We start from the raw sequence: 21,860 nt of genomic DNA on the forward strand, positions 1-21,860 counted from the left end.
GCGCCCATATTGACCACCGGACGTCGAGCTGATCGCATGCGAGTGCACGCACGCTTCTCACGTCAATCGATGTGTCCTCAACCAGTCTCTCAAAGCGTTGTTGATCCGCGTCTGCCAACCCTGTCCGGTCGCCTTGAAAGCTGACAAGATCTCCTCATCAAGACGAATGGTGGTCGCCGACTTTCGCGTTGCAGCGGTGCTGCCCACGGGCCGGCCACGACGACGCACAATGTCGTCGGGCTTATGCACACGAGCGTATTGGCCTTGCGCAGCCTGCTTCGCGCTTCGCAGCAGAGCTGCCTCAAATTCGGCAATCTCGGGATCAGGTTTCTTGGCCATCAAAGCTCTCCTTGAGTTTGGCTAGGAACGAGACAGGAAGATTGTCGAATTTGGCTTTGGCGTACACGATCAAGAGCACCACCTCACCATGGGCCAATCGCAGGTAATAGATCACGCGTGCGCCGCCGCGCTTTCCCATACCGCCGCGCGACCACCTCACCTTTCTACAGCCGCCAGAACCGGGGACAACGTCCCCCGCTTCAGGATTCTCCGCGATCCAGTCAACGAATGCCTCGCGTTCCGAATCACTCCACACCTTAGCCGCCCAAACACCAAATTCGCCCGTCTCAATAACGGTTAGCACGATTTAATTGTACTAACAATTTATTGATCAGCGCAAAGCTGGTTGAAGCGCCGCAGCCGACGTATTTGACCTTGGTTCGATACGCGCGCCATCGACCGACCACGCTATGCAGTTTTCGTCCTTCCACTTCGCTGGCCCCTCCGTTTAAACGCGGCAGTGCGAGCTGCGTGTTTTCGAACACTCAGCTTCTCGGATGAGATCAACGCTGCTCGCGAGGAGATTTATTGTGACGAAGCTGATCCGGCCGTTCCACGTGCGGAAGCTGAAATCAGACGAAGAGAAGCAAAAGCAGTCTTTTCGCCGAAAAGACAACTTCCGATTGAATGCGCGAATCTTCGGCTGATCACTTGCCGTCCCAGATGCGGAGGCGGTACCTAATAGGGGGGTTACGCCTCACAACGGCCGATTTTCAATCCAAGCCGAAAAGCGCAAAAGGTAGCCGTCTGGGTCTTGCACTAAAAACTGCTGCACGCCAATCTCGACTGCCCCGCTTCTGTACCATCGCTCCTCAGGCTCCCTGTACAACGGGCAATCGGCATCCCGCAACGTCCTGCACAGCCCGTCGATCGACTTCACCTTGATCTCGAAATTCACACCACGACCCAACGGTGCTTCAAGCGGTGCCGTGATCCAGCCGTCGTCGCCGCGGACCTCTTCGAGCATGAACTGTGCGCCCTCGCGGTCAAGGAAAACAAACCCCTCCTCTTCGCGCTGATAGACGACCTCGAAGCCGCACAAGTCGATCCAGAATTTCCGACTACGTGCGAGGTCTTTAACCATCAGCTCAGGGACCATGCGTGCTCGGTACGATTTATCTTCCATCGTCTCTCCTTTTTATTCGCGCCATCGTATCGCCCTTGACTGCACCGGGCCATGGAAGCCCCGCCAACTGCGACCCGCGTTACTTCCAGCTTTCCTTGCTCATCTCAAACCGGTTCGACGCTCCAACGGCCGGATCGAAGAAATACTTGGGCTCCCGATAAACCAGCCCCTGCAGCGCAGCATCCAGCTTCGGCAGTTGAAAGCTGGCAGCACTAGCCGCCTTCCGAAAATCCTCAACGCTGGCGGGCAGACGCTCCAGCGTCATCGACTCCAGCAAACACACCCATTCCCGCGCCAACAGCCCGCACGAATCCTTGACCATGACCGGCTGATCATCTGGCACCTTGAACCCATCCATCAGCACCACATCACCCGCTTTCAGCATGATCGTGGCCAACGGCGTAAACAGCAATTCCGTATTGACGCCGGCAACGGGCACCATCTCTGCCGCGCGTTCCGGGACGGCGCGCTTGGCCTCCTCCACCCAGCGATACTCCCGGGCAGCCTCATCGCAGCCGTTCCCAAAGCGCAGCGTGACCTCGCAGCCTGAGCCCAGCATGTCCTCGCTGGGTGACAGCGGCGTCCAGGGTCCCGTCTTCTTGTAATCGACATCCGCCGTCTCCTTCAGCGTCGCCATGCCGAGGTCTTTCAGATAATCCATCGATTTCGCGCGCGCATCCGTATCCGGCAACGCCGTGCGCGGCTGGTGATAGGTAATGCGATTGAGCCGGTATTCTCCGGGCCACACCGGAATCACCTGATACGCGACCGCGCCGCGCGTCGTCTGGAACATCGGCCCGAGATCGGCGGCATCGAACTTGTGTTTGCCTTGGCCCACCGTCATCGCGTATCCCTTCTCGGACACATGCTGCCAATGCATGAGCGTGCTGCTCTGGCGGGTGAATCGGTCCCGCGTAGCCGCATCATCAAAATCACGCTGTGGCTGCGCATCGAAATTGACGGTCGGGATCACCACCAACGCCATGTCCTCGCGAGCCTGGTCGAACAGCTTGTCGGTGTTTGCGCGATGCCGCTCCCTCATGGCTGTCGCTTCGGCCTGTAGCGCTTTGTCCGTGGGCGACTGTGCCAACGCGGCGAACGGGGCAAACAGCGCAGATACACACACAACGGCAAGCACGCGGCGAGACAGCGTCATCGGTCTTGGTTCCTCTGTGGGTTCAGTTATTGGGCAAATCAGCGGCTGCCACCCATCCGGCTGAACAGAGCCTGGGCGAGAGCGCCAGGGCATGATATCGCAGTGAGCATTCATGCAATGCGTCAAGCCGCGCCCGCTGCCAAACCGCATCACACAAGCGCCGCCCCCGCCGCACAGAGTAGACTGACACCCTCTCTCACCATTCCGAGTCCCCATTCATGCTCGTCAAAGCCCTGCGTGTCGGCCTGGGTCAAATCATTGTCCTGGGCGACGCACTGACCCGTCCGCGTCCGCAGAAGCGCTCGCCGCAAGGCCAGGCCGCCGTCAACGCCGACGCGGCCGCGCTCTCGCTGTATCAATTTCAGGCCTGCCCGTTCTGCGTGAAGACGCGCCGCGCAATGCACCGGCTCAACGTGCCGGTCGCGCTGAAGGACGCGAAAAACGACCCCGAAGCACGCGCCGCATTGCAGGCGGGCGGCGGCAAGGTGAAGGTGCCTTGCTTGCGCATCGAAGACGCCGATGGCACGCGCTGGATGTACGAGTCCAACGACATCATCGCGTACCTGGAAAAGCGCTTCGCCAACGTCGCCTGACCGCGCATAAAGCGAACGGCCTGCCGAAACATCCAGCAGGCCGTTTTCAATTGCACAAAGAACGCGTCAGAACCTTCCCCGCAGCGTCAGCAGCACACTGCGCGGCGCGCCGTAGTTGTTGCGGTTTTCCAGATAGCCCGGGTACTCGTAATAGACCTTGTCGAACAGATTGTTCACGTTCACCGCGGCGGTCCAATGCGAAGTCAGGTCATACGCAACGCGCGCGTTCCACACGCTATACGAAGGACGCCGCACGTTTGAAATCGTGTTCGTCAGCGCGCTCTGCCAATTGACACCCGCACCGACGCTCAACCGATTCAGGTCCCCCGGCAGGCGGTATTCGCTCCACACGCGCAGCATGTGCCGCGGCGTTTCCTCGCTGAAGGTCTGGCCCTCGCGCTCGGGGTCGCTCAGATACTTGTTGCTGTTGAACGTATAGCCCGCGGCCACTTGCAGGCCCGGCGCCAGTTCGCCGCTCATCTCGGCCTCGAAGCCCTGGCTGCGCACCTTGCCCGCCGCGCGCGAGCAATAGCCGCCATTGCAGACCGGTCCGACCTCGTAATCCTGCACCGCGCGATTCTTCTGGTCGATGCGGTAGACGGCGAACGACGTGTTCAGCCTGCCGTCCATCAACTCGCCCTTGATGCCCACCTCATAGTTGGCGCCCACGATCGGCTTGAGGACGCTGCCGTCCAGCGTGGTGGCGGTTTGCGGCTCGAAGATATCCGCATAGCTGGCATAGGCCGACCACTGCGGCGTCAGCGCGTAGACCAAGCCCAGGAACGGCGTGAACTCCGCGCTGGCTTTCGCGGTGCTCACGTCGCTCCACGTTGCGGCCTGCGTCGTGTAGCGGCTTTCAAACCAACTGAATCGACCGCCGGAGACCAGCGTCAGGTCGTCCGTCAGGCTGCTGCGCAACTGCGCATAAATGCCTTTTTGCACATGCGGGTCATAGCGGGACAGCCGCTGCGAGTCCGGAAAGCTCTCGGGCTTGGGTACATGCGGATCCGGATGGAACACATCCAGCGGCAGGTAGTTGGACGCGTACTCGATCCGATCGCTGGATTTCAGGCGCGACATGCTCACACCCACCGTCAGGTCCTGCGCCATGCCCCACGTCGTGAAGCGGCCGTTCACATTGGCATCAAACCCAAAGTGCTCAGCGGACTTGTCGTAGTTCCAGGCATTGCGCATCGGCCCCATCAACGTCACCGGGTCCACCGCACCCGTCGCATCCAGTGCCGACGTCAGACTGCTTTCCTTCACGTACGTGCCCGCGATGTTCAAGCGCCAGTCGTTGTTGAAGCGATGCGTCAGGTCGGCGAAGACCTGCGTCTCGTCGCGGTCCCATTGGTTCCAGTCCGCGCCCAGAAAGGTCGAGCGCTTCAGGTCCAGCGAGCGGCCGTCGCTGTAGCGCGGCAGCCCGCCAAAGAAGGGCGTCGACCGCACCCGCGACACAAGCACACCCGCGCCCACCGTCGTGCGCGGCGACACGTCGTAGTCCAGCGCAAAGTACAGGTTGGTGTTGCGCTCCTTCACCACGTCGATGAACGAACCCTTGGTGTCGTAGTCCAGCACCGCACGCGCCCGCAGACTGCCGTCGGCGTTCAGCGCGCCGCCCGCATCTAGCATGCCGCCCACGTGATCCCACGAGCCCGCGCGCGCTTCCATCAGCACCTGCGTCTCGGCCGTAGGCCGCTTGCGCACTAGGTTGACCGATCCGCCCGGCTGGCCCGCGCCTTCCATCAGGCCTTGCGCGCCCCGCAACACCTCGACGCGATCCAGATACGCCGTGCTGCCCGTGAAACTGTTGCCCACCGCGTAGAAGCTGCGCGACAGCGGCACGCCGTCGTACTGGATGTTCGTGATCTTGAAACCGCGCGAATAGAAATTGCGGCCACCGTCGGCCACTTCGCTGATCGTCACGCCCGTCGTGTTCTCCAGCACCTCGCTGATGGTCGACAGGTTCTGATCGTCCATGCGCCGGCGCGTGATCACCGTGACGGACTGCGGAATGTCCTTGAGCGCCTCTTCCGTCTTGCCGATGGTCGCCGCCCGGGCCGCGTAGGAGTTCGTGTTCTCGGTGGTCGCATTGAAGACGCCCGTCACCAGCACCGGCGCCAGCGTGCTGGCCGCGGACTGCGGCTCGGCCTCGATGCGGATGCCGCCATCCACATTGACGGCGCGATAACCCGTGCCAGACAGCAAGGCGCGCAAACCGTCTGCCACGCCATACTGGCCATTCAGGCCCGCGCTACGCGCACCGTTCAACTGCGCGGACGAGTACGCCAGCGAAATGCCGGCCTGTCTGGCGAATTCCGCCAGCGTGTCGTTCAACGGGCCCGGCGCGATCGCATAGGCGCGCGATGCAACAGAGGGCGAGTTTGCGGCGGACGCTGTCTGAGCGCGCGCAGTCGTCGGGTTGGCGGACAACGCGGCCAGACCGAGCGCCGCCGCCAGCGGCAGCAGAACGGCAAGGGAAGGGGTGGGGCAGGCGCGCAAGCAAGCCCGGGCGCCCGGCGCCGTGGCGGCCGGGTGTCGGTAGGTCTTCACGAAAGGGTTACTCCAATGAGGGTCGGTCCATCTTGGGCAGTGCGCACTGCTTCAAGCGGTATGACGAACGAATTCGCCGATCCCCTCAAATATTTTTCGCCAGGCGTTGTCCATCAGGCGCGCGCCCGCACCCGCGTCACGCGTCCGCCCCACCACAGACGGCCGGCTTGCGGTTCGATCGGCAGGATCTGACGCAGCAGCGCCAGCACCTTGCGCGTGTCGTCCAACTGGAACACGCCAGAGACGCTAAGCCGCGCCACCGCAGGGTCGCATTCGATTGCGCCGTGATAGCGCGACAGTTCCTGCAGGAATGCGGCGAGCGGCATGTCCCGCACCGACAGCGCGCCTTCGACCCAGGCGCCGGCATCCATCACGCGCGCGTCGGTTGGCCCCGCACTGAATACCTTCTGTCGCGTCATCCGCGCGGACTCGCCTGCCTGCAGTGTCTTTCCGGCCTCGTCGCCGCCATCGCGCGGCAGCATGGCGACCATGCCTTCGTCCACCGACACTTCACTGGCCTCGTCCCACTGACGTACCCGATAGCGCGTCCCCAACGCCCGCGCCTGACCATCGCGCGTCTCTACAAACAGCGGACGCGACAGCGGGTCGCTGCCGGAGATCAGATAGACCTCGCCGGCCAGCAACGTGATCCTGCGCGCTTGATCGCCATAATGGATGTTGACCGCCGTATCCGTGTTCAGCACCAGCGTGCCGCCGTCCGGCAACACGACCCGCCGCCGCTCGCCGCGCGACGTGGTCACATCCGCCAGCGCGTACTGAACCAACTGCGCGTCGCGCGCCTGCCACGCCATCCAGCCGCCCGCCGCCAGCATGCCCAGCGACATCAACGCCTTGCGCCGCGAACGAAGCGCCTGCGCCGTTCCCGTCTGCCGAAGAATTCGCGCCGCGGCTTCCGGCGGCATGTCCATCGCGGGCCGCTGCAAACGCGCGCTAAGCGCCTGCAACCGCTCCCAGACGAGCGCATGCGCCGGGCTCGCGCCCAGCCACGCGTCGAACGCCTGCCACGCTTTAGCGTCCGCTGTGTTGTATTGGAGTTTGATGCGCCAACGGATGGCGGCGTCCAGCACCGCCGCATCGCCCGCGCCGTTCAGGGTGGCATCCGCAACAGCGCCGGGCTTGCCGGACGCAACGCGATCAGCACTCATAGACCAGGCGATAGCAGTGTTGCAATGCCTGCGCCAGATAGCGCTCCACCGTCGCCACCGACTTGCCCACCTGCCGCGCGATCTGCGGGCAGGTATGGCCCTCCATCTGCGCCAGCAGGAACACTTCGCGCACCTCGGGCTTCAACCGGCCTAGCATCTGCGCGATCTGCTCCAGCGATTCCAGAATCAGCAGGCGCGATTCTTCGGACGGCCAATGCTGTTGGGGATAGGTCTGCAACACCGCCAGGTAATTGCGCTCGATTTCCTGGCGGCGCCAGTGGTCCACCAGCAGGCGATTGGCGATGGTGCGCAGATAGGCGCGCGGTTCGCGCAGGGCAGTTTCGGTCTGGGTGGTGGAATTGGCCGAGAGCAGGCGGACAAACGTGTCCTGCGCCAGATCCGCCGCGCGATGCGCGTCGCCGAGCTTCAGGCGCAGCCAGCCATGCAGCCAAGAATGGTGGTCACGGTAAATCGTCGAGATACCGGCGTCGGGACTGGCGCTGGGCTTGGCGGACATCGGACGGGCTTTGTTAATGGGAATGGTTCCCATTATAGGCGTGAAGGCGGAATGGGTCGGACTGGATGATGCGGGCGGCTTCGGGATGGGTTCTGCGCTTTGCGGCTGTCGGTCTGGCGTGAGTTTGGTATTTGAGGCCTAAGATGTCGCCCAAGGAGCGAGTATGGCCACCCAGAAAACAACACCATCGCTGAAGCTTTCCGTCCGCCGCGTCGCCATGACGCTATGCGCGACCAGCCTGCTTGCCGCATGCGAACCGTCACTGCCTCCACCGCCGGCTGGGTCGAAGCTCACCGCTGAAACTATCGCTACGCGCGAGGCGCCGGCTGAACATCAATTCAAGGGTGTGCTCGCGGGAAAGCCTATTCATCTGCTTGCGCACAACTGCAAGGTGTATCGGGTCGATCCTGCCGAAGGGGAGAACGTGAGCTGGACGCTGGTGCTGGAAGGCGATTTCTATCCCTTGCCGACGTCATGTTTGAGTCAATCCATCACGGAGGAGAAGGGCGGCTTGAAGGTCTTCATCGGGCGGCAGGCGCTTGGAGCGGGTGGGTGCTGCACGGGGACGCCGGAGTATCGGACGAAGGATGGCGTGACGTGGAAGCCGAACTGAAAGCGGACATCATCAACCAGAAATTCAGCTCAAGTGGCCGAGCCGCACCTTTTGCAGATACATCCCTGTACCCGGAAGCGGCTCGCCGTTGGTGTCGAACTTGAGACGGTGGAGTTCATGAATTCACATCGCCTCCGGCATTTTCCATATACCCGGCAGATCAGGAAAATGGCCCCAATGCGACCATTGCACACGACTCTCACCCGCCGGTCTAGAAGCAAGGCCCCATTCCGGGGGGTCCGGAAACCCGTGCCAAATATTTTGAATCAGGATCAGATCTTCGGCATCGAACGTAGCGTAGAAAGCGATGTCGTTTGAGCTAAACCAGGCGCGGTCATGACCGAAGATGCCGGACAGGGGGAACTCGTTCCTCGAAACTCGTTTCCAAGGGATCGGCTTGATAGCCCTTTCGTGAAAGCTTAGCTCTTGAACGTCGACGGCCGCACCCTGCATATCCCAGGGATGAGGCTCCCATTCCGGAAGCACGTCATCTCGGCGGTAAATGCTCGTGGTATGGGTGCGCAAAGTTCGTTCTCCTTCCCTGGCTTGCGCTAGTGCCTCGAATCCTTCGGCAATCTCTGAACTTAAGTCCCGCTTCTTCATGCCTTTATCTTCCCATCGTGTTCGAGCATGCCCTTGAACGCCTACGCAGGCATCGGCAATGAGCAGCTCATTATGAAGAGCCATCCTTCATCGATGAATTCTAAAGGCGCCAATATCAGACGACAGAACAATGCTCCGGACGAATTCGTGTCGCCCCCTTGAGTTCGGGTCGCATGGGCCACGGAGGTTGCCTCTCATGTCCCATTCCCCAAGTCAGCGCGATGACGCCGAACGCCCGCGCGTCATCGATTCCAGCACGCCATCCCGCCGCACCCAGCCATGAAACAACGCCGCGGCCAGATGCAGCAGCACCGTGGCGAACAGCAGGAAGGCCAGATAGCGATGCGCACCTCGCAGCCAACTGAACAGCGCCGCATCCGCAGGCGCAATGGGCGGCAGCTGCCAACCGCCCGCCACGATCGGATAGCCGCCCGCCGACAGCATCGCCCAGCCGATCAGCGGCATCGCGAACATCAGCGCATACAGCAAGACGTGCGAGGCCAGCGCCGCGTGACGTTGCCAGGCCGGCAGATCAGCCGGCAACGCAGGCGCACCCTCGAACAATCGTCTGGCCAGCCGAATGCATACCAGCGCCAGCAGCGCCAAGCCCAACGGCTTATGGATCTGCACCAGCCATTGATGCCGCTCGGACACCGACGCCACCATGCCCACGCCAATGAACAGCATCGCGAGTATGCCGGCCGCCATCGACCAATGGAGCACGCGTGCGAATAGGCTGAAGGTGGCGGGCGGCCGGCGGATTTGATTAGGCGACGAGATCATTGGGCGCGCTCCGGTTGAGTCGAATGGGATGACGCAACGGCGGCTTGAGGCGGCCCTTCGCCCGTGCGGCGTTCATAAGAGGCCGCATATGCCGCGGAACGCGCCGCCAGCAGCGGATCGTCGGAAACCGCAATGCCTTGCGGCAACACCGTCGGGTCGTAGTTCACATCGCGACAGGGACCATCGCTTTGCGGGGCGCTGCTGGTTATCACCACGGTGCCGGCGTCGACAGTCGGCCGGTCCGCCGGCCACTGGCGGGTTGCGTCGTTAGTTGAATCGCCGGGTTGTCCCAACGTGAGCAGCAGACGCCAACGCAACGGCCCTTGCGTCAGACGCTGCTGCAGGTCGGTTTGCAGATAGTCCGCATCGTGCCCCGGCTGCGCCAGAGGCGCCGCCGCCGCGTCCAACGGCGCCAACTGCCAGCGCACCGGCTGCCGCTTTCCATTTCCATCGATCAGGTAGAACGCGTTCAGACCGTAGTAGTCTTCGGTGGCGTAGCTGGCCGAAGGCTTGGCGGTCTTGGCCCACGCAAGGAACGCCGCCGCTTCAGGATGCGCCGCGAAGAAGGCCTGCATGCGCTGCGGATCGGGCTTGCCCGTCTTGGGATCGGGCCGGCCGGCAAGCTGCTGATCGTAGAACGCCTGCGGTGTCGACAGTGGAAACACCGGCATGCTGTTCATGCCGGTTCGCCACTGTTCGCCATTAGCCGACGTGAACATCAAGGCAAAGCTGCGGATCGGAACACTGGAGTCCGACGCGTAAGGATTGCCGCCGGGCAGGGCGAGCCGTCCCACCACCGGCGTGCTGCCCGGCGCGAACACCGAGGCGGTGGATAAGTCGTGGGCGGCGCCGCTGCTTTCGAAGCGGCCGATCACACAGACGCCTTTGGCGTGGTTGCGGCGGAAGCCCTCGTGGACGCCGCTGTTGGCTTCCAGGGCGTTCACCACGCGGTCTGGGGTCAGGCGCTGAGGGTCGAGCCAGCCGCCCACGTAGGCGAAGGCGGCGCCGGAGGCCAGCACGATGGAGCCGATTGCGGTGAGCCGAAGAAGGGCTTGCGGGGCGGTGAGCGGCCGAGGCTTCTGAGGCCGGTCATCCGGCAACTGGCCGTCTTGTTGCCGTGCACCCGGCGCCTGGCGATTCGGCGGCAGGCGGCCCGGCGGCTGGCTTCCCGGTGGCGTTTGACCCGGCGGCGGGCCGTTGCGGTCAGATCCTTGTTGCATAAGGCTCCTTGCCCATGGGGCGATGAATACCCCTGTAGGACGCCGTGCGAAAAAAGTTATTCCGTCATGGAATAAACCCGCCGGGGCGGCGTCTTACTGCATTGACCTGTAAGCTGGTTGCGCAGGCCTGTCCCAGGAACCCGCCATGATTCAACCGGTCCGCGTGCCGCCCGCCGCGCCGGCATCCCCCGACGACGAGATGCCAGCGGAAGAACTCTCCGACGCCGTGCTGCGCCAACTACTGCCGCGCCTGCGGCGTTTTGCGCTGCGCCTCACGCGCGATGCGGTCGCGGCCGACGACCTGGTGCAATCCACCTTGGAAAGAGCGCTCACCCGCTGGCGCGGCCGCCGTCCGCAAGGCGACGTGCGCGCCTGGCTCTTCACCATCCTGTACCGCCAATTCCTGGACGCCCAACGCCGCTCGCGCCGCTATGCGCGGCTGCTGTCATGGTTTACCGGGTCCGACGCCGCCGCGCCGTCGGCCGAGCGCGAAGTCATCGCGCGATCGTCCCTGGATGTCTTCGAACGCCTGCCCGAGACGCAACGCACGCTGCTGTGGCTCGTCAGCGTGGAAGGCATGAGCTACAAGGCCGTCGCCGATGTTTTAGACGTACCGCTGGGCACCGTCATGTCGCGCCTGTCCCGCGCGCGGAGTGCCTTACGTGAATTGCATGAGGGACAGGCCGGCGAGGCTCGTCTGAGGATATTGAAATGAAAGAACGCTCTATCGATGATCTGACGCGTAATGCGTATGTGGACGGGCAGTTGGATCCGTCGCAATTGCAGGAGCTGCAGGCGTATTTGCGGGCGCATCCTGATGAGGCGCAGGAGCTGGAGGCGTGGCGTCGGGATGCGCAGCGGCTGCGGGAAGGGGCTGGCGGGGATGGTTTGCCGGGTAATCCTGCGTTGGATCCTGCTGCGGTGCGTGCGGGGCTAAGAGTTCGTACGCGGCGGCGGATGGTGATGGCGGCTAGTCTCGTTATGGCGGTGGCGATTGGCGGCGTCACGGGATGGAGTGCTCGTGATACGGCCTTGGCGAATCGGGTGCTGCCGATGCAGGACGCAATGCAGGCTTATCGGTTGTTTGCGTCAGCGGATGCGCCGCAGCCGGATGTGCGTGCGGATGCTGGGGATTTGCAGGGGTGGTTGGATGCGTATTTTGCGCATGCCGAGCGGTTGCCTAATCTGAGCGACAGCGGGTTTAGGCCTGTTGCTGCGCGTTTGTTGGCTACCGATCAGGGGCCGGCTGCGCTTGTTATTTATGAGAACGCGGGGCAGCGAGCTACGTTTTATATCCGGCCACCTGGGCCGGGGGGGCAGTTTCTGGCGCAAGGGAGCCGAACAGATGGCGAGCTGGAGGCGCGGTATTGGTCGGGGCAGGGGTACAACTATGCGTTGGTGACGGCGGGGGATGTGCGCGGTCAGAACGTGCAAGTGGGTGAATCGTGACGCATCGGAGACTTTGACGCCCCAGATCGCGCACGTTTTCCTCGCAAACTAACGGCTCGAGCCTGCCGCAATCGCGGTAGGCCCGAGCCGCTTTTGCGCTTATTGAATCGAAGCAGGCGCGTTGTGTGTGGGATCGGCGCAATCGGCGTCTTGTGCGCACGCTCGTGCCGTTTCCAGCATGGCCTCTGTCATTACGCCCATGTGCTCACACAAACCTTCCACTCCGCCCAACAACGCGGCCACGGTCCATGCGTCCAGCGGCTGCGCACCGGTGGCGTCGGGTTCGGAGGCGCTGTTGCCGACGAGGCGAGCGATCGACGCGATTGCATAGCGGGCGCGGTCGATGTTGTAGAGGTGGGAGAGGGGAACCAGTCCGTGTTCGAGGTTGGTATCAACGGACCAGGGATTTTCGGTGAGGGGGTGGGATTGCATGAACTTCCTCCGACGATATGGGAATCCCGCTGCCCCACTTCCAAATAGGGCGGGCGGGCACAGGACAAGGTTGGAAGACCGGATCGTCGGAACCGGCGTGCGACTAGCGCACCCCTGCCAAGGCCCGCCCATTAGGCGTGCGAAGGCGTGCTGCCTGGGAGGTCAACACCGACGAATTTACCGGCTTCCACACCGGGCTACCATGGTGGCGGTAGTCGCACAAGTATAGGGTGTGAAGGTAGCACCGTGTGTAAGGAGGGATAAATTGGCGACTGGGAAATGGGGCGGTTATAAGCCTATCTCCTTACGACCCGTTCCAGGTTCAACGAGCGAGTCTGAGCGGCAACATTGCGATGGATATAGTCGATCATGACCGACGGAGAAACTAGTGCCGCCAGCTAATACCGCTCTTGAGAAGTGCAGCCTGCTGAAGTGGGGGTAGCCAGTCTCGAAGCGTCGGCTGGTCGGTGTATAGTACAGCGCAACCCGACTGTCACCTCTCCGCTAGGCTTGGCCACAAATGCGACCATTTTCAAATCCAGCACGGATCGCGGTCAAAAAAAACGAAGAAATATATCCTTATTACGCCGGTTTCTCTAATTTGTTCGCGAAGGACGCCCTTGAATGGGCGACGAGCGGTAACAGGGAAACGCTCGTCCTGGATCCCTGGAACGGGTCGGGTACCACCACGAGAACGGCAAGCCAGCTAGGCATCGATTCTATTGGCTTCGACTTAAATCCAGTGATGGTACTTGTCGCGAAGGCGGAACTGCTAGATCCGGCGGAAGCTTCGGTTCTTCTCCCCCTAGCGCGAAGAATTGTAAAGTCTGTTCGGAAACCCTGCGTCCAAGACGATCAGGAACCGCTCAATATCCTGTTTGACGTGAACACGTCTCGCGATATCGTTGAGCTGGCACGTTCAATTTGGCTTCACGTCGTTTCGACCGGTCTTCCGAAGACGTGGGAGGAGTCATCCTCCCTCTTTGAACACATGGCGCCTCTCGCAGGCACCTACTTCGTAGCCCTATTTAATTCCGTCAGACATTTTCTGCGAAGCCTTACCACCTCAAATCCCACGTGGCTTCGGATGCCCAAGGGCGCAGAGTCAAAAATTTCTGTTCCTCGAAAACAGATCATGGATGCATTTCTGTCCGAAGTGGACAGAATTCAAGGAATTACTTCAGCGCGGCGTGCTCTCGAATTAACACAGCCACCAAAAGTGGCATTGGCCGATTCGCGCTCACTTCCGCTACATGTGGGCTCAGTAAATGCAGTGGTGACCTCGCCGCCGTACTGCACCCGTTTGGACTACGGTCGCTCTACTATGCCGGAGCTGCTAATTCTCGAGTCCATTGGGGCAGCAAACTATCGCGAAGCGCGACAGCAATTGATGGGGGCGGCCACCGCAAAAAGACCAACTCAAGAAACCTCTTTGGGACCCACCTGTGAAGGCCTATTGGGAAAGATTCGATCTCACCCATCGAAGGCGTCGAGCACATATTATTTTCAATCTCATTTGGCATATTTTAACGATCTTGCGTCGTCAATGGCCGAAATTGGGCGCGTGCTCGCGCCTGGCGGGCGGGTATGTATGGTGGTGCAAGATTCCTATTACAAAGACCTGCACAACGACCTTCCAAAAATAATCGTCGAAATGGCTGAGAGCTGCGGCATCAGGCCAGTAGGTGCATTTGAATATAAGAAGCCAAAGTCGATGTGTGGAATAAACAAGGCATCCCAAGCCTACAGAGGCAGACGCACACCCATCGAAATGGCAATACTACTCACGAAGGAATGAAATGAGTGTATTAGATGACATCAACATTCACCGTACGGAGTTAAAAACAGACTCCTACACTACGACGATCAGCGATCTACTTGGCGCATATAAGCGCGGTGATCTCCGAATTGATCCAGAGTACCAACGACTATTTCGTTGGGACTTGGAGCGCCAGTCTGAATACATCGAATCGTTACTGCTCAATATTCCAACACCACCGTTGTTTTTTGCCACGAATCCGGATGGAAAAAGTGAGGTAATTGATGGCCTCCAAAGATTGAGTACGCTCATAAAGTTCTTCGCTCCAGAGGTTTTTGATGGCGAGATAGAAGTTGCGACTGCCGAAAATAATGAACAAGAGCAAAATAACCTCGAGGTAGCGACTCTCCTTCTTAGCGCTCCCCTCGTGGCTTCTATTGAGGGTTACAGCGTTAAGACGCTGCCCGAAGCTCTTGTGAGAACACTTCGATACACCAGAGTGCCGGTAATATTGCTCGAGAAGGAATCGTCCACACGCGCCCGCTATCATGTTTTCAAGCGGCTCAATCGCTCAGGGTCTGTGCTGTCCGATCAAGAGATTCGCAACTGCTCAGCTCGATTGTTCGGTAATGCTTTTCCTCAGATGCTTCGGGAACTTGCTTCTAAAGACGAGGTTCGGGCTGCTATCGGCCTTCCTGACGAGCACGTGCGCAAGATGGCGATTGAAGAGTACATGCTCAAACTCCTTGCGAATCTGTACAGTCCAGATCCTCTGAAGCACTCGGTTGTGGAGTTCTTGGACGATTTCATGCAATACGGATCCGAGGGCAAGTTCTCATTCGGCGAAGACAAAAAGCAGGTTGTTTTGCGCACCTTTGAACTACTTGCCAAGACTCTTCCTGGCGGACAAGCATTCCGTTATCACAGAGGGGGGGAACCGCGGGGTGCGGTCTCCCCTAACTTATTCGACATAGTCGCATATGGAGTTGCAAAGAATATCGATTATCTCGAAGGCAGGCCCGATATTTTGAAGGAGCGCGTCATAAAGCTTCACGAAGAAGAGCAGCTGAGAGAGTTGACTGGCGCGGGTTCAAATACCAAAAAGAAATACATTGGACGCTTGGAGCTTGGAGATAAATGGTTCTCCGAGCGGGCGAATTGACATGAGGCCGGAAGAAGCGCAGAGGTTGCGCGAGGAGATTAATTTTTCACGTGACAAGGAATGTTTGGCCACCTTGGCACGGATTCGCGTACTGGTGGGGGAAGTGACCTCAGATTCGGAAATGCTTAGGCTGATGGCTACGCCTATGCTGTACTCCGTGTGGGAACGTGTTTTTTCACTCTGCACGTCTATATGTCTTCGTGTAATACAGAGGGAATATGAGCGGGCTGCAGAGTGTCCTGCAAGTGCTCGCGCGTTTTGGCTTCGAAAAGCGGACTTCTTCAAAAGCTTTGTGAGCTCAGTTCGAGACCTCATGGAGCTTGAAAGAGAGGATTCCGCCTTTCAACAAAGCGGCGGTTTCAAGAAGAAGATCAGCAAGGGAGCATTTAATCTCTCTGTAGAAGTTCTTTCCAAACTGGACGACTGGCATAACAAGCCGCTCGATCACAAATCGGGCTGCGAGGATCTCGTTATCACCTATTCTAACGTGAACGATTCGGTAGTTACGACGAATGCCGAGGCCATTGGGTTGGCGGAATTGAACGCATACAAGTCATTAGATCTGACGAAGTTGGGCCAACTGGTCGGTATTCGAAACGGTATCGGACACGGGGCGAGCTTAATACCGCCCGGCCCGAGGGAATTAGGTGAGCTTATTGATTACAGCGAAGCTTTGGTTACCCAATACGTAAATGTGACATCGGAATGGATTGATCTACATACGGACAAATGAAAGATGTCCAGTCCGTTGAAAAAACTACTAGGTGATGATATAGGTTGGAACAGGGGCAAAAACTAAATCTAACGGTCCGTCTAATAATGCCGCAACAGTGCCAAACGTTGCCAGCGCCGCAAGGCGTGGTTCGTTTCCTACAATAAGCCTCCCGCCATCACACCGTTGGCAAAATATAAATCTATGGACTGGCTCACGTTCGTCAGCAAGTTAGTTGACTCTCTAGCATCGCCCGTGGCGTGTGTTCTTCTCGGCCTCATCTTTCGCAAAAAATTGTTTGACCTTATTCCGTTGCTCCGCAACCTCAAAGCAGGGCCTTTAGAGGCTGAGTTTGAGATCGCAACAAAGGAAGTCCTGGAAAGTGCGGCGGATTTGGCCCCGAAGCAGTCGACCGCAGAGCTCGCCCAAACTGGAGCCAAGCCGACCGTCAAGGACACAGCGGCGAAGTTGCTTTCGGCAAGATCTGAGCCTACAGCAACTATTATCGAAGGTTGGTCAACGCTTGACGGAGAACTTCACAAGCTTGGGCGACAAACTGGAGTTGTAGTTAATCCGCTCGAGAGTCAGATCAAAGTCTATAACGAGATCCTGGATTCCAACGTGCTACCAGTTGGAACAAAGCAACTGGTCCAAAGCCTGAGACAGTTGCGAAACCAAGTCGCGCACGCGAAAGTGATCCCTACTCCCGAATCCGCACAGGACTATTTATTGTCTGTCGAGCGTGTAGTCGAACTCATTCGCAACTATCGGAAGAACCTGCCTGGTTACACGGCCGACGTTCGATAAACGCTGCGCGTTATCTGCGAGATCTAACACAACAGCGCGCGGCCCGAAAAATCCAAAATTGGGGTCAGCCTTCGCTCGCCATCATCGGCTGTTCTTGGCCGTGATCCGCCCTTGATGACTTGCACACGGAGCGTTCGCCCCTTCTGCGGCGAAAAGAGGTCAATCCACGACCCAATCGAGTTTTCCCGCTGCCATTCGCGCCAATGACCACCACAGACCTCGGTACATCTGAGGTAGTGCATTTATCGGCGCGCCAAACCGTGTTTTGGTGCGATCTTCGGCAGGCTTGCTTACTCCAACGACTAGTCTTTACGCTCACACGATAGCTTTTCCTGAAGATGGCCAATCCGACCATGATACTCACTGGCAATGCGACGATAATCTTCCAATTTTCTGTGCTCAGAGGTATTGACATTAGTTGCCAATGCAACCGAATACTCCATCTCATCTTTTCGAACCTGAAGCGCTTCGATTTTTTTAAAAATACTGCAGTTCGCTGCGTAGCTTTCCAGCCTAGTCTGCGCCTCTTTATAAGCGTTCTGCCAGTTCGCATGGGAAGCCTGCCATTGAATTAAATTTTCCTGCGACTGCGAGAGTTTTCCTTCCAACTTCTCGTTTTGGGCAAGGAGGCGAGCGTTTTCTTTATGGAACACTTGAACCCTTTCGCCTGCTTCCTTCGATAGTTGCGTAAGCTCCGATACCCGCCGTTCCAATTGAATGATCGCTTCTGATTTGTTTCCTACGATCGTAGCTTGGCATGCGCCCCACCCAGCAACAAAAGCGGGAATTGCGGTGATTGCCACCACGTATAAAATATTGTTCTCAAGAGTTTGTTTGAGAGTCATTGAATGCGATTTTTCGGTGCGCGAAAATCAATGGCGGCTCGGCGCGTCCGCAGTAAAGATTAAGAAGCTATACGCCCCCTAGCAGAAACATTGATCGTACCAGTTTCACTAATTTGCAAAGCTTCGGCTCCCCAATCAGCTCAATTTTCTGCCCCTTACGGCGCACAGCGCCTTTCTTGTAAACAAGCCCATAAACAGCCGGGCGTTAGGGTATATAAGCGGGGAAGATTCCAGCGAATTGTTCACCTTGCGACCTCTCGATAAGCGCCTTCTTCACCAGCCAAAACTTACCCTGAATCGTCTCAGCCGTCATTGGTCTGATTGCACTTTTATTGAGTAACTGCTCAGCACTGGCCGGCAGCGTCGGCCTACTAGACTGCTTCGCGGACTCCCGCGCGCCGTCGTCGGTCTCCGTGAAAACTATCATAGGCCTGCACGCAAAAATCCGGACACCCCCTTAACGTTGCCGGCGAGGCATTGCTCAATCCCCACCCCGCCTCGCCAACCACACCGTCGCCCCACCGCACCCGGCATCCTCCACCACATGCCGCACCACCTCAAACCCATTCACCCCCAACAAGTCCCGATACTTCTCCCCCTCCAAACTCCCGTGATACAACGCCCTCCCTTCAAACTCCCCAATCGCCTCACCTAACCCGGGCCCACTCGTAAACATCAACATCGCCCCCGGCGCAGCCAGCCGCCCAAACTCCCCAAACATCCCCCGCTGATCCTCTGGCGATAAATGAAAAAAGCTATGCCAAGCGATCAACCCATCGAACGGCCCCGCAAGCGGCATCTTGCGCATATCCGCAGCAACCCACTGATGCTCAGGAAACGCCGCCTTCGCCCGATTCAATAACGGCACCGACGTATCCACACCCATAACCCGGCAACCACGCTCAATCAGATACTGAGCAATCGGCACCCCAAACCCGCACCCGATATCCAGCACTTGCGGACTCGCCCCCGGCAGCAGCGCCAAAAACGCATCCAGCCACGCGCGCTCGATCAGCCCCGTCCCACGCTGCCGCACAAACGCGACGGCATGCTCCCGATAGATCGACACCACGTCATCAGCAGGCGACTTGGACATCTTCAAACTCCCGTAACGGCGACCACAGAAAAGCGAGCCTTTTGAATCGAGCGAATCAACCGCAAACGCCCGAATCCCCATGGAAGCACTCCCAAGCCTCCGCCTCAATATCCTCAATCACAACCCCATCCTCACCCGCGATGGTGAACTGCTCCTGGCTATCGCCAATACTCGCCGCCCCATCCAACCCCAGCAGCAGCGAATACATCGTGTCCCGCAGCGCCAGATCCAGAACGCCACGCACGCCCTCAAGCTGCTCCGTCGACAACCCCAACCCCCGCACCTTGGTCGCGACGGCACTTCCACCATCCGCCGCCATGAACGTCTCCAACAGCTCGCCCCGCAGCGCATTCCAGTTGCCGACAAATTCCTTCGCGTCCATTCGATTCCCTTTATGTGTCCCAACCCGCGGCCGCATACCCAACCCCAACCGCGATCCAATCAACCCAAAAAAACAAGGGCCGCATAATCGCGGCCCCTGCATTCCCTACCTTCTAACCCTCATCAAGCCTTACGCACCTGCGCAATCAGCGCATCCAGCTGCTTCAGCATCGAATCCACTTCCTCAGCCGTCACATTCAGCGCGGGCATGAAGCGCAGCAGGTTCGGACGCGGGGCATTCAGCAGCAGACCTTCCGGCGCCTGATTACGCGCAGCTTCGACAATCGCCGGACCATCATCACGATCCATCACCAGCGCGCGCAGCAGACCCATGCCGCGTTCGCCCTTCATGCCGTACTTGGCGGAGATGGCCAGCAGGCCTTCGGACAGTTGCTTGGCGCGGGCATTGACCGCGTCCATGAAGCCAGGCGAGACCAGCGCGTCGAACACGGCCACGCCGACGGCGGTGGTCAGGGGGTTGCCGTTGTAGGTGCCGCCTTGGTCGCCGTGCTGGAACACGCTGACTTCCTGACGGGCCAGCAGGGCGGCCAGCGGCACGCCGCCGCCGATGCCCTTGGCCAGCGTCATGATGTCGGGGACGACGCCAAAGTGCTGGTAGGCGAACATCTTGCCGGTGCGGCCCATGCCAGTTTGCACTTCGTCGACGATCAGCAGCAGTTGGTTTTCGTCAGCCAGCTTGCGCAGGCCTTGCATGAATTCCTTGGTGGCGGGCAGCACGCCGCCTTCGCCCTGGACGGGTTCCAGCATGATGGCGACGGTCTTGTCGTCGATCAGCTTGCGCACGGATTCCAGGTCGTTCAGTTCGGCCTTGGGGAAACCTTCGACCTGCGGGGCGAACATCTTGTCCCAGCCCGGCTTGCCCGAGGCGGACATCGTTGCCAGGGTGCGGCCGTGGAAGCCGTGGTTCATGGTGATGATCTTGTAGGCGCCGTTCTTCTTGACCTGGCCCCACTTGCGCGCGAGCTTGATGGCGCCTTCGTTGGCTTCGCCGCCGCTGTTGGCGAAGAAGACGCGGTCGAAGTCGGACGCGCCGGTCAGGCGCTGGGCCAGCTCGATCGAGGGGATGTTGTAGAACGCCGGCGACGGGTTCATCAGCTTTTGCGACTGTTCGACCAGCGCGCGCTGCATTTCGGGCGCGGAGTGGCCCAGGGTGTTCACCGCCCAGCCCTGCACGAAGTCCAGGTATCGCTTGCCCGCGTGATCCTCCAGCCAGGATCCCTTGCCGCTGACGAACACGAGGTCCGGGCGGGAGGTGATCTCCATGAGGGTGTCGACGTTGAACTGGCTGAATTCCATGGCGGTTCCTGCGGGATGTAAGGACAGGGGATGAGGGAAATTTCGGGGGATTCCCCGGGGGGAAGCGCGAAAAGGCAAATGTAGCACCGACGGGGGGATGCTATCGTGACGCTACCCCTCCGATCTGCCCCGGGCCGGCCTCACAAGGGCTGCCAGCGCGGGCACTCTATTTTATGCAGGCGAGGCGCCCCTCGCGCGCAGTCCGCCGTCGCTTTTTACTGACCAATCATGAAACGTATTCTTTCCAGTCTTGCCGCCGGCCTGGCATTGGCCGCCGCCATGACGCCCGCCCACGCGGAATATCCCGACCGTCCCATCCGCCTGATCGTGCCGTTCCCTCCGGGGCAGGCGACCGACATCTTTGCGCGCGCGCTGGCCGAGAAGCTGGGCGCGGCGGTCAAGCAGCCGATCGTGGTGGAGAACCGCGCGGGCGCGGGCAGCAATATCGGGATGGAGCAGGCGACGCGCGCGGCGCCGGACGGTTACACGCTGGTGATCGCGGGTAGCGCGGCGGCGGTGAATCAGACGCTGTACAAGACCATCAATTACAGCCTGACGAAGGATTTTGCGCCGGTGTCGGGGGTGTTCTCGGTGCCGCTGATGTTCCTGGCGACGCCGGCCTCGGGGATTACGTCGCTGCAGCAGTTGGTGACGCAGGCGCGGGCGAATCCGGGTGAGTTGGCGTACGCCAGCGCGGGGATTGGCGGCACTCAGCATTTGTCGGCCGAGATGTTCAAGGCGGCGGCGGATATTGATATTCGCCATATTCCGTACAAGGGCAGTGGTCCGGCGCAGGCGGATTTTCTGGGGCATCAGGTGCCGCTGATGGTGGACTCGGTGACGGCGGGTTTGCCGCACGTGCAGAGCAAGAAGGCGGTGGCGCTGGCGGTGACGACGGCGAAGCGGTTGCCGCAGTTGCCGAATGTGCCGACTGTGGCGGAATCGGGCTATCCGGGGTTTGAGGCGATTGGCTGGGCGGCGGTGTTGGCGCCTAAGGGGACGCCTGCGGAGATTACCGGTTCGCTTAGCAAGCAGATCGGGCAGGTGTTGAATACGCCGGAGATGCAGAAGTTTTTCCGGGATCGTGGCGCGGAGCCGATGCCGTTGACGCCGGAGGCGACTGGGACGTTTATGGCGGCCGAGGTTGAGAAGTGGGGCAAGGCGGTGAAGCAGTCGGGCGCGCAGGTGGATTGAGCGCGTTACTCGATTGACGTTGCTGCAAGCCGCCCCT

Annotated in this window: 25 protein-coding genes; 9 read left to right on the forward strand and 16 right to left on the reverse strand. The window is 59.8% G+C overall.

Annotation, left to right across the window (positions count from 1 at the left end):
* Positions 1-57: 57 nt before the first annotated feature.
* The 5 genes from AC6CIE_RS26160 to AC6CIE_RS26180 form a co-directional block, all read right to left on the reverse strand.
* Positions 58-339, reverse strand: a complete 282-nt coding sequence (locus tag AC6CIE_RS26160; protein WP_427984445.1) for a BrnA antitoxin family protein — start codon at positions 337-339, stop codon at positions 58-60.
* Positions 323-643, reverse strand: coding sequence for a transcriptional regulator (locus AC6CIE_RS26165; protein ID WP_313702428.1), 321 nt, complete (start codon positions 641-643; stop codon positions 323-325). The genes AC6CIE_RS26160 and AC6CIE_RS26165 overlap by 17 nt, the downstream gene beginning before the upstream one ends.
* Entirely contained in the window at positions 627-824 is a 198-nt protein-coding gene (locus AC6CIE_RS26170; RefSeq protein ID WP_498094657.1) for a hypothetical protein, read from the reverse strand. Before AC6CIE_RS26170 ends, AC6CIE_RS26165 begins: the two co-directional genes overlap by 17 nt.
* 212 nt (positions 825-1,036) lie before the next feature.
* Positions 1,037-1,465, reverse strand: coding sequence for a bleomycin resistance protein (locus AC6CIE_RS26175; protein ID WP_498094659.1), 429 nt, complete (start codon positions 1,463-1,465; stop codon positions 1,037-1,039).
* A gap of 79 nt (positions 1,466-1,544) precedes the next feature.
* Positions 1,545-2,621, reverse strand: a complete 1,077-nt coding sequence (locus AC6CIE_RS26180) for a hypothetical protein (protein WP_498094661.1) — start codon at positions 2,619-2,621, stop codon at positions 1,545-1,547.
* Between the two features lie 218 nt (positions 2,622-2,839).
* Here AC6CIE_RS26180 and AC6CIE_RS26185 point away from each other — a divergent pair, with 218 nt between their 5' ends.
* Positions 2,840-3,214 (forward strand): glutaredoxin family protein, encoded by a 375-nt coding sequence (locus AC6CIE_RS26185; RefSeq protein WP_313066955.1) that lies wholly within the window; start codon positions 2,840-2,842, stop codon positions 3,212-3,214.
* Positions 3,215-3,280: 66 nt separating this feature from the next.
* On the opposite strand, the gene AC6CIE_RS26190 is transcribed toward AC6CIE_RS26185, so the two are convergent.
* The 3 genes from AC6CIE_RS26190 to AC6CIE_RS26200 all read right to left on the reverse strand — a co-directional run bounded on the left by AC6CIE_RS26190 (position 3,281) and on the right by AC6CIE_RS26200 (position 7,450).
* Complete coding sequence (locus AC6CIE_RS26190) at positions 3,281-5,767, reverse strand: TonB-dependent siderophore receptor (protein ID WP_498094663.1); 2,487 nt, start codon at positions 5,765-5,767, stop codon at positions 3,281-3,283.
* 113 nt (positions 5,768-5,880) lie between these two features.
* Positions 5,881-6,933: a FecR domain-containing protein gene (locus AC6CIE_RS26195; protein ID WP_498094665.1), complete on the reverse strand. Its 1,053-nt coding sequence runs from the start codon at positions 6,931-6,933 to the stop codon at positions 5,881-5,883.
* Positions 6,923-7,450, reverse strand: a complete 528-nt coding sequence (locus AC6CIE_RS26200) for a sigma-70 family RNA polymerase sigma factor (RefSeq protein ID WP_291382982.1) — start codon at positions 7,448-7,450, stop codon at positions 6,923-6,925. The genes AC6CIE_RS26195 and AC6CIE_RS26200 overlap by 11 nt, the downstream gene beginning before the upstream one ends.
* Positions 7,451-7,613: 163 nt before the next feature.
* On the opposite strand from AC6CIE_RS26200, the gene AC6CIE_RS26205 reads away from it, so the two are divergent.
* Complete coding sequence (locus AC6CIE_RS26205; RefSeq protein WP_498094667.1) at positions 7,614-8,063, forward strand: hypothetical protein; 450 nt, start codon at positions 7,614-7,616, stop codon at positions 8,061-8,063.
* Positions 8,064-8,186: 123 nt separating this feature from the next.
* Here AC6CIE_RS26205 and AC6CIE_RS26210 read toward each other — a convergent pair whose 3' ends face one another.
* The 3 genes from AC6CIE_RS26210 to AC6CIE_RS26220 form a co-directional block, all read right to left on the reverse strand.
* Complete coding sequence (locus tag AC6CIE_RS26210) at positions 8,187-8,666, reverse strand: hypothetical protein (protein WP_498094669.1); 480 nt, start codon at positions 8,664-8,666, stop codon at positions 8,187-8,189.
* 213 nt (positions 8,667-8,879) lie between these two features.
* The gene (locus AC6CIE_RS26215) at positions 8,880-9,449 is read right to left on the reverse strand and encodes a cytochrome b (protein ID WP_498094671.1); all 570 of its coding nucleotides are present in this window, start codon (positions 9,447-9,449) and stop codon (positions 8,880-8,882) included.
* Positions 9,446-10,669 carry a catalase family peroxidase gene (locus AC6CIE_RS26220; RefSeq protein ID WP_498094673.1) on the reverse strand — a complete coding sequence of 408 codons (1,224 nt, stop codon included), beginning with the start codon at positions 10,667-10,669 and terminating at the stop codon, positions 9,446-9,448. Before AC6CIE_RS26220 ends, AC6CIE_RS26215 begins: the two co-directional genes overlap by 4 nt.
* A gap of 199 nt (positions 10,670-10,868) precedes the next feature.
* Between AC6CIE_RS26220 and AC6CIE_RS26225 the strand changes: the two genes are divergently transcribed.
* The gene (locus AC6CIE_RS26225) at positions 10,869-11,384 is read left to right on the forward strand and encodes a sigma-70 family RNA polymerase sigma factor (RefSeq protein WP_498094798.1); all 516 of its coding nucleotides are present in this window, start codon (positions 10,869-10,871) and stop codon (positions 11,382-11,384) included.
* Positions 11,381-12,118, forward strand: a complete 738-nt coding sequence (locus AC6CIE_RS26230) for an anti-sigma factor family protein (protein ID WP_498094675.1) — start codon at positions 11,381-11,383, stop codon at positions 12,116-12,118. Before AC6CIE_RS26225 ends, AC6CIE_RS26230 begins: the two co-directional genes overlap by 4 nt.
* Before the next feature lie 99 nt (positions 12,119-12,217).
* On the opposite strand, the gene AC6CIE_RS26235 is transcribed toward AC6CIE_RS26230, so the two are convergent.
* Complete coding sequence (locus AC6CIE_RS26235) at positions 12,218-12,550, reverse strand: hypothetical protein (protein WP_498094677.1); 333 nt, start codon at positions 12,548-12,550, stop codon at positions 12,218-12,220.
* Between the two features lie 520 nt (positions 12,551-13,070).
* On the opposite strand from AC6CIE_RS26235, the gene AC6CIE_RS26240 reads away from it, so the two are divergent.
* The 4 genes from AC6CIE_RS26240 (at position 13,071) to AC6CIE_RS26255 (ending at position 16,990) form a co-directional block, all read left to right on the forward strand.
* Positions 13,071-14,348: a DNA methyltransferase gene (locus AC6CIE_RS26240; RefSeq protein WP_498094679.1), complete on the forward strand. Its 1,278-nt coding sequence runs from the start codon at positions 13,071-13,073 to the stop codon at positions 14,346-14,348.
* 1 nt (position 14,349) lies between these two features.
* Positions 14,350-15,471, forward strand: a complete 1,122-nt coding sequence (locus AC6CIE_RS26245) for a GmrSD restriction endonuclease domain-containing protein (protein ID WP_498094681.1) — start codon at positions 14,350-14,352, stop codon at positions 15,469-15,471.
* 121 nt (positions 15,472-15,592) lie between these two features.
* Entirely contained in the window at positions 15,593-16,204 is a 612-nt protein-coding gene (locus tag AC6CIE_RS26250; protein WP_498094800.1) for an MAE_28990/MAE_18760 family HEPN-like nuclease, read from the forward strand.
* A 183-nt stretch (positions 16,205-16,387) separates the two neighbouring features.
* The gene (locus AC6CIE_RS26255; RefSeq protein WP_498094683.1) at positions 16,388-16,990 is read left to right on the forward strand and encodes a hypothetical protein; all 603 of its coding nucleotides are present in this window, start codon (positions 16,388-16,390) and stop codon (positions 16,988-16,990) included.
* A gap of 302 nt (positions 16,991-17,292) precedes the next feature.
* Here the strand turns inward: AC6CIE_RS26255 and AC6CIE_RS26260 are convergent, their stop codons facing one another.
* From AC6CIE_RS26260 to AC6CIE_RS26275, 4 genes are all read right to left on the reverse strand, one after another.
* Positions 17,293-17,835 carry a hypothetical protein gene (locus AC6CIE_RS26260; protein ID WP_498094685.1) on the reverse strand — a complete coding sequence of 181 codons (543 nt, stop codon included), beginning with the start codon at positions 17,833-17,835 and terminating at the stop codon, positions 17,293-17,295.
* 481 nt (positions 17,836-18,316) lie between these two features.
* Positions 18,317-18,931 carry a class I SAM-dependent methyltransferase gene (locus AC6CIE_RS26265; protein WP_498094687.1) on the reverse strand — a complete coding sequence of 205 codons (615 nt, stop codon included), beginning with the start codon at positions 18,929-18,931 and terminating at the stop codon, positions 18,317-18,319.
* Between the two features lie 55 nt (positions 18,932-18,986).
* The gene (locus AC6CIE_RS26270; protein ID WP_498094689.1) at positions 18,987-19,313 is read right to left on the reverse strand and encodes a hypothetical protein; all 327 of its coding nucleotides are present in this window, start codon (positions 19,311-19,313) and stop codon (positions 18,987-18,989) included.
* 122 nt (positions 19,314-19,435) lie between these two features.
* Entirely contained in the window at positions 19,436-20,629 is a 1,194-nt protein-coding gene (locus tag AC6CIE_RS26275) for an acetylornithine transaminase (RefSeq protein ID WP_498094691.1), read from the reverse strand.
* Positions 20,630-20,857: 228 nt separating this feature from the next.
* Between AC6CIE_RS26275 and AC6CIE_RS26280 the strand changes: the two genes are divergently transcribed.
* Complete coding sequence (locus tag AC6CIE_RS26280; protein WP_498094693.1) at positions 20,858-21,823, forward strand: Bug family tripartite tricarboxylate transporter substrate binding protein; 966 nt, start codon at positions 20,858-20,860, stop codon at positions 21,821-21,823.
* Positions 21,824-21,860 lie beyond the last annotated feature (37 nt).

The sequence above is a fragment of the Achromobacter sp. GQ309 genome, from assembly GCF_059759315.1.

Excerpts from the sequence above, each read along its gene's own strand:
- AC6CIE_RS26160 (WP_427984445.1), bottom strand. The coding sequence starts at position 339 with ATGGCCAAGAAACCTGATCCCGAGATTGCCGAATTTGAGGCAGCTCTG.
- AC6CIE_RS26175 (WP_498094659.1), bottom strand. The coding sequence starts at position 1,465 with ATGGAAGATAAATCGTACCGAGCACGCATGGTCCCTGAGCTGATGGTT.
- AC6CIE_RS26180 (WP_498094661.1), bottom strand. The coding sequence starts at position 2,621 with ATGACGCTGTCTCGCCGCGTGCTTGCCGTTGTGTGTGTATCTGCGCTG.
- AC6CIE_RS26185 (WP_313066955.1), top strand. The coding sequence starts at position 2,840 with ATGCTCGTCAAAGCCCTGCGTGTCGGCCTGGGTCAAATCATTGTCCTG.
- AC6CIE_RS26195 (WP_498094665.1), bottom strand. The coding sequence starts at position 6,933 with ATGAGTGCTGATCGCGTTGCGTCCGGCAAGCCCGGCGCTGTTGCGGAT.
- AC6CIE_RS26200 (WP_291382982.1), bottom strand. The coding sequence starts at position 7,450 with ATGTCCGCCAAGCCCAGCGCCAGTCCCGACGCCGGTATCTCGACGATT.
- AC6CIE_RS26205 (WP_498094667.1), top strand. The coding sequence starts at position 7,614 with ATGGCCACCCAGAAAACAACACCATCGCTGAAGCTTTCCGTCCGCCGC.
- AC6CIE_RS26210 (WP_498094669.1), bottom strand. The coding sequence starts at position 8,666 with ATGAAGAAGCGGGACTTAAGTTCAGAGATTGCCGAAGGATTCGAGGCA.
- AC6CIE_RS26215 (WP_498094671.1), bottom strand. The coding sequence starts at position 9,449 with ATGATCTCGTCGCCTAATCAAATCCGCCGGCCGCCCGCCACCTTCAGC.
- AC6CIE_RS26220 (WP_498094673.1), bottom strand. The coding sequence starts at position 10,669 with ATGCAACAAGGATCTGACCGCAACGGCCCGCCGCCGGGTCAAACGCCA.
- AC6CIE_RS26225 (WP_498094798.1), top strand. The coding sequence starts at position 10,869 with ATGCCAGCGGAAGAACTCTCCGACGCCGTGCTGCGCCAACTACTGCCG.
- AC6CIE_RS26230 (WP_498094675.1), top strand. The coding sequence starts at position 11,381 with ATGAAAGAACGCTCTATCGATGATCTGACGCGTAATGCGTATGTGGAC.
- AC6CIE_RS26235 (WP_498094677.1), bottom strand. The coding sequence starts at position 12,550 with ATGCAATCCCACCCCCTCACCGAAAATCCCTGGTCCGTTGATACCAAC.
- AC6CIE_RS26240 (WP_498094679.1), top strand. The coding sequence starts at position 13,071 with ATGCGACCATTTTCAAATCCAGCACGGATCGCGGTCAAAAAAAACGAA.
- AC6CIE_RS26245 (WP_498094681.1), top strand. The coding sequence starts at position 14,350 with ATGAGTGTATTAGATGACATCAACATTCACCGTACGGAGTTAAAAACA.
- AC6CIE_RS26250 (WP_498094800.1), top strand. The coding sequence starts at position 15,593 with ATGCTTAGGCTGATGGCTACGCCTATGCTGTACTCCGTGTGGGAACGT.
- AC6CIE_RS26255 (WP_498094683.1), top strand. The coding sequence starts at position 16,388 with ATGGACTGGCTCACGTTCGTCAGCAAGTTAGTTGACTCTCTAGCATCG.
- AC6CIE_RS26260 (WP_498094685.1), bottom strand. The coding sequence starts at position 17,835 with ATGACTCTCAAACAAACTCTTGAGAACAATATTTTATACGTGGTGGCA.
- AC6CIE_RS26265 (WP_498094687.1), bottom strand. The coding sequence starts at position 18,931 with ATGTCCAAGTCGCCTGCTGATGACGTGGTGTCGATCTATCGGGAGCAT.
- AC6CIE_RS26270 (WP_498094689.1), bottom strand. The coding sequence starts at position 19,313 with ATGGACGCGAAGGAATTTGTCGGCAACTGGAATGCGCTGCGGGGCGAG.
- AC6CIE_RS26275 (WP_498094691.1), bottom strand. The coding sequence starts at position 20,629 with ATGGAATTCAGCCAGTTCAACGTCGACACCCTCATGGAGATCACCTCC.
- AC6CIE_RS26280 (WP_498094693.1), top strand. The coding sequence starts at position 20,858 with ATGAAACGTATTCTTTCCAGTCTTGCCGCCGGCCTGGCATTGGCCGCC.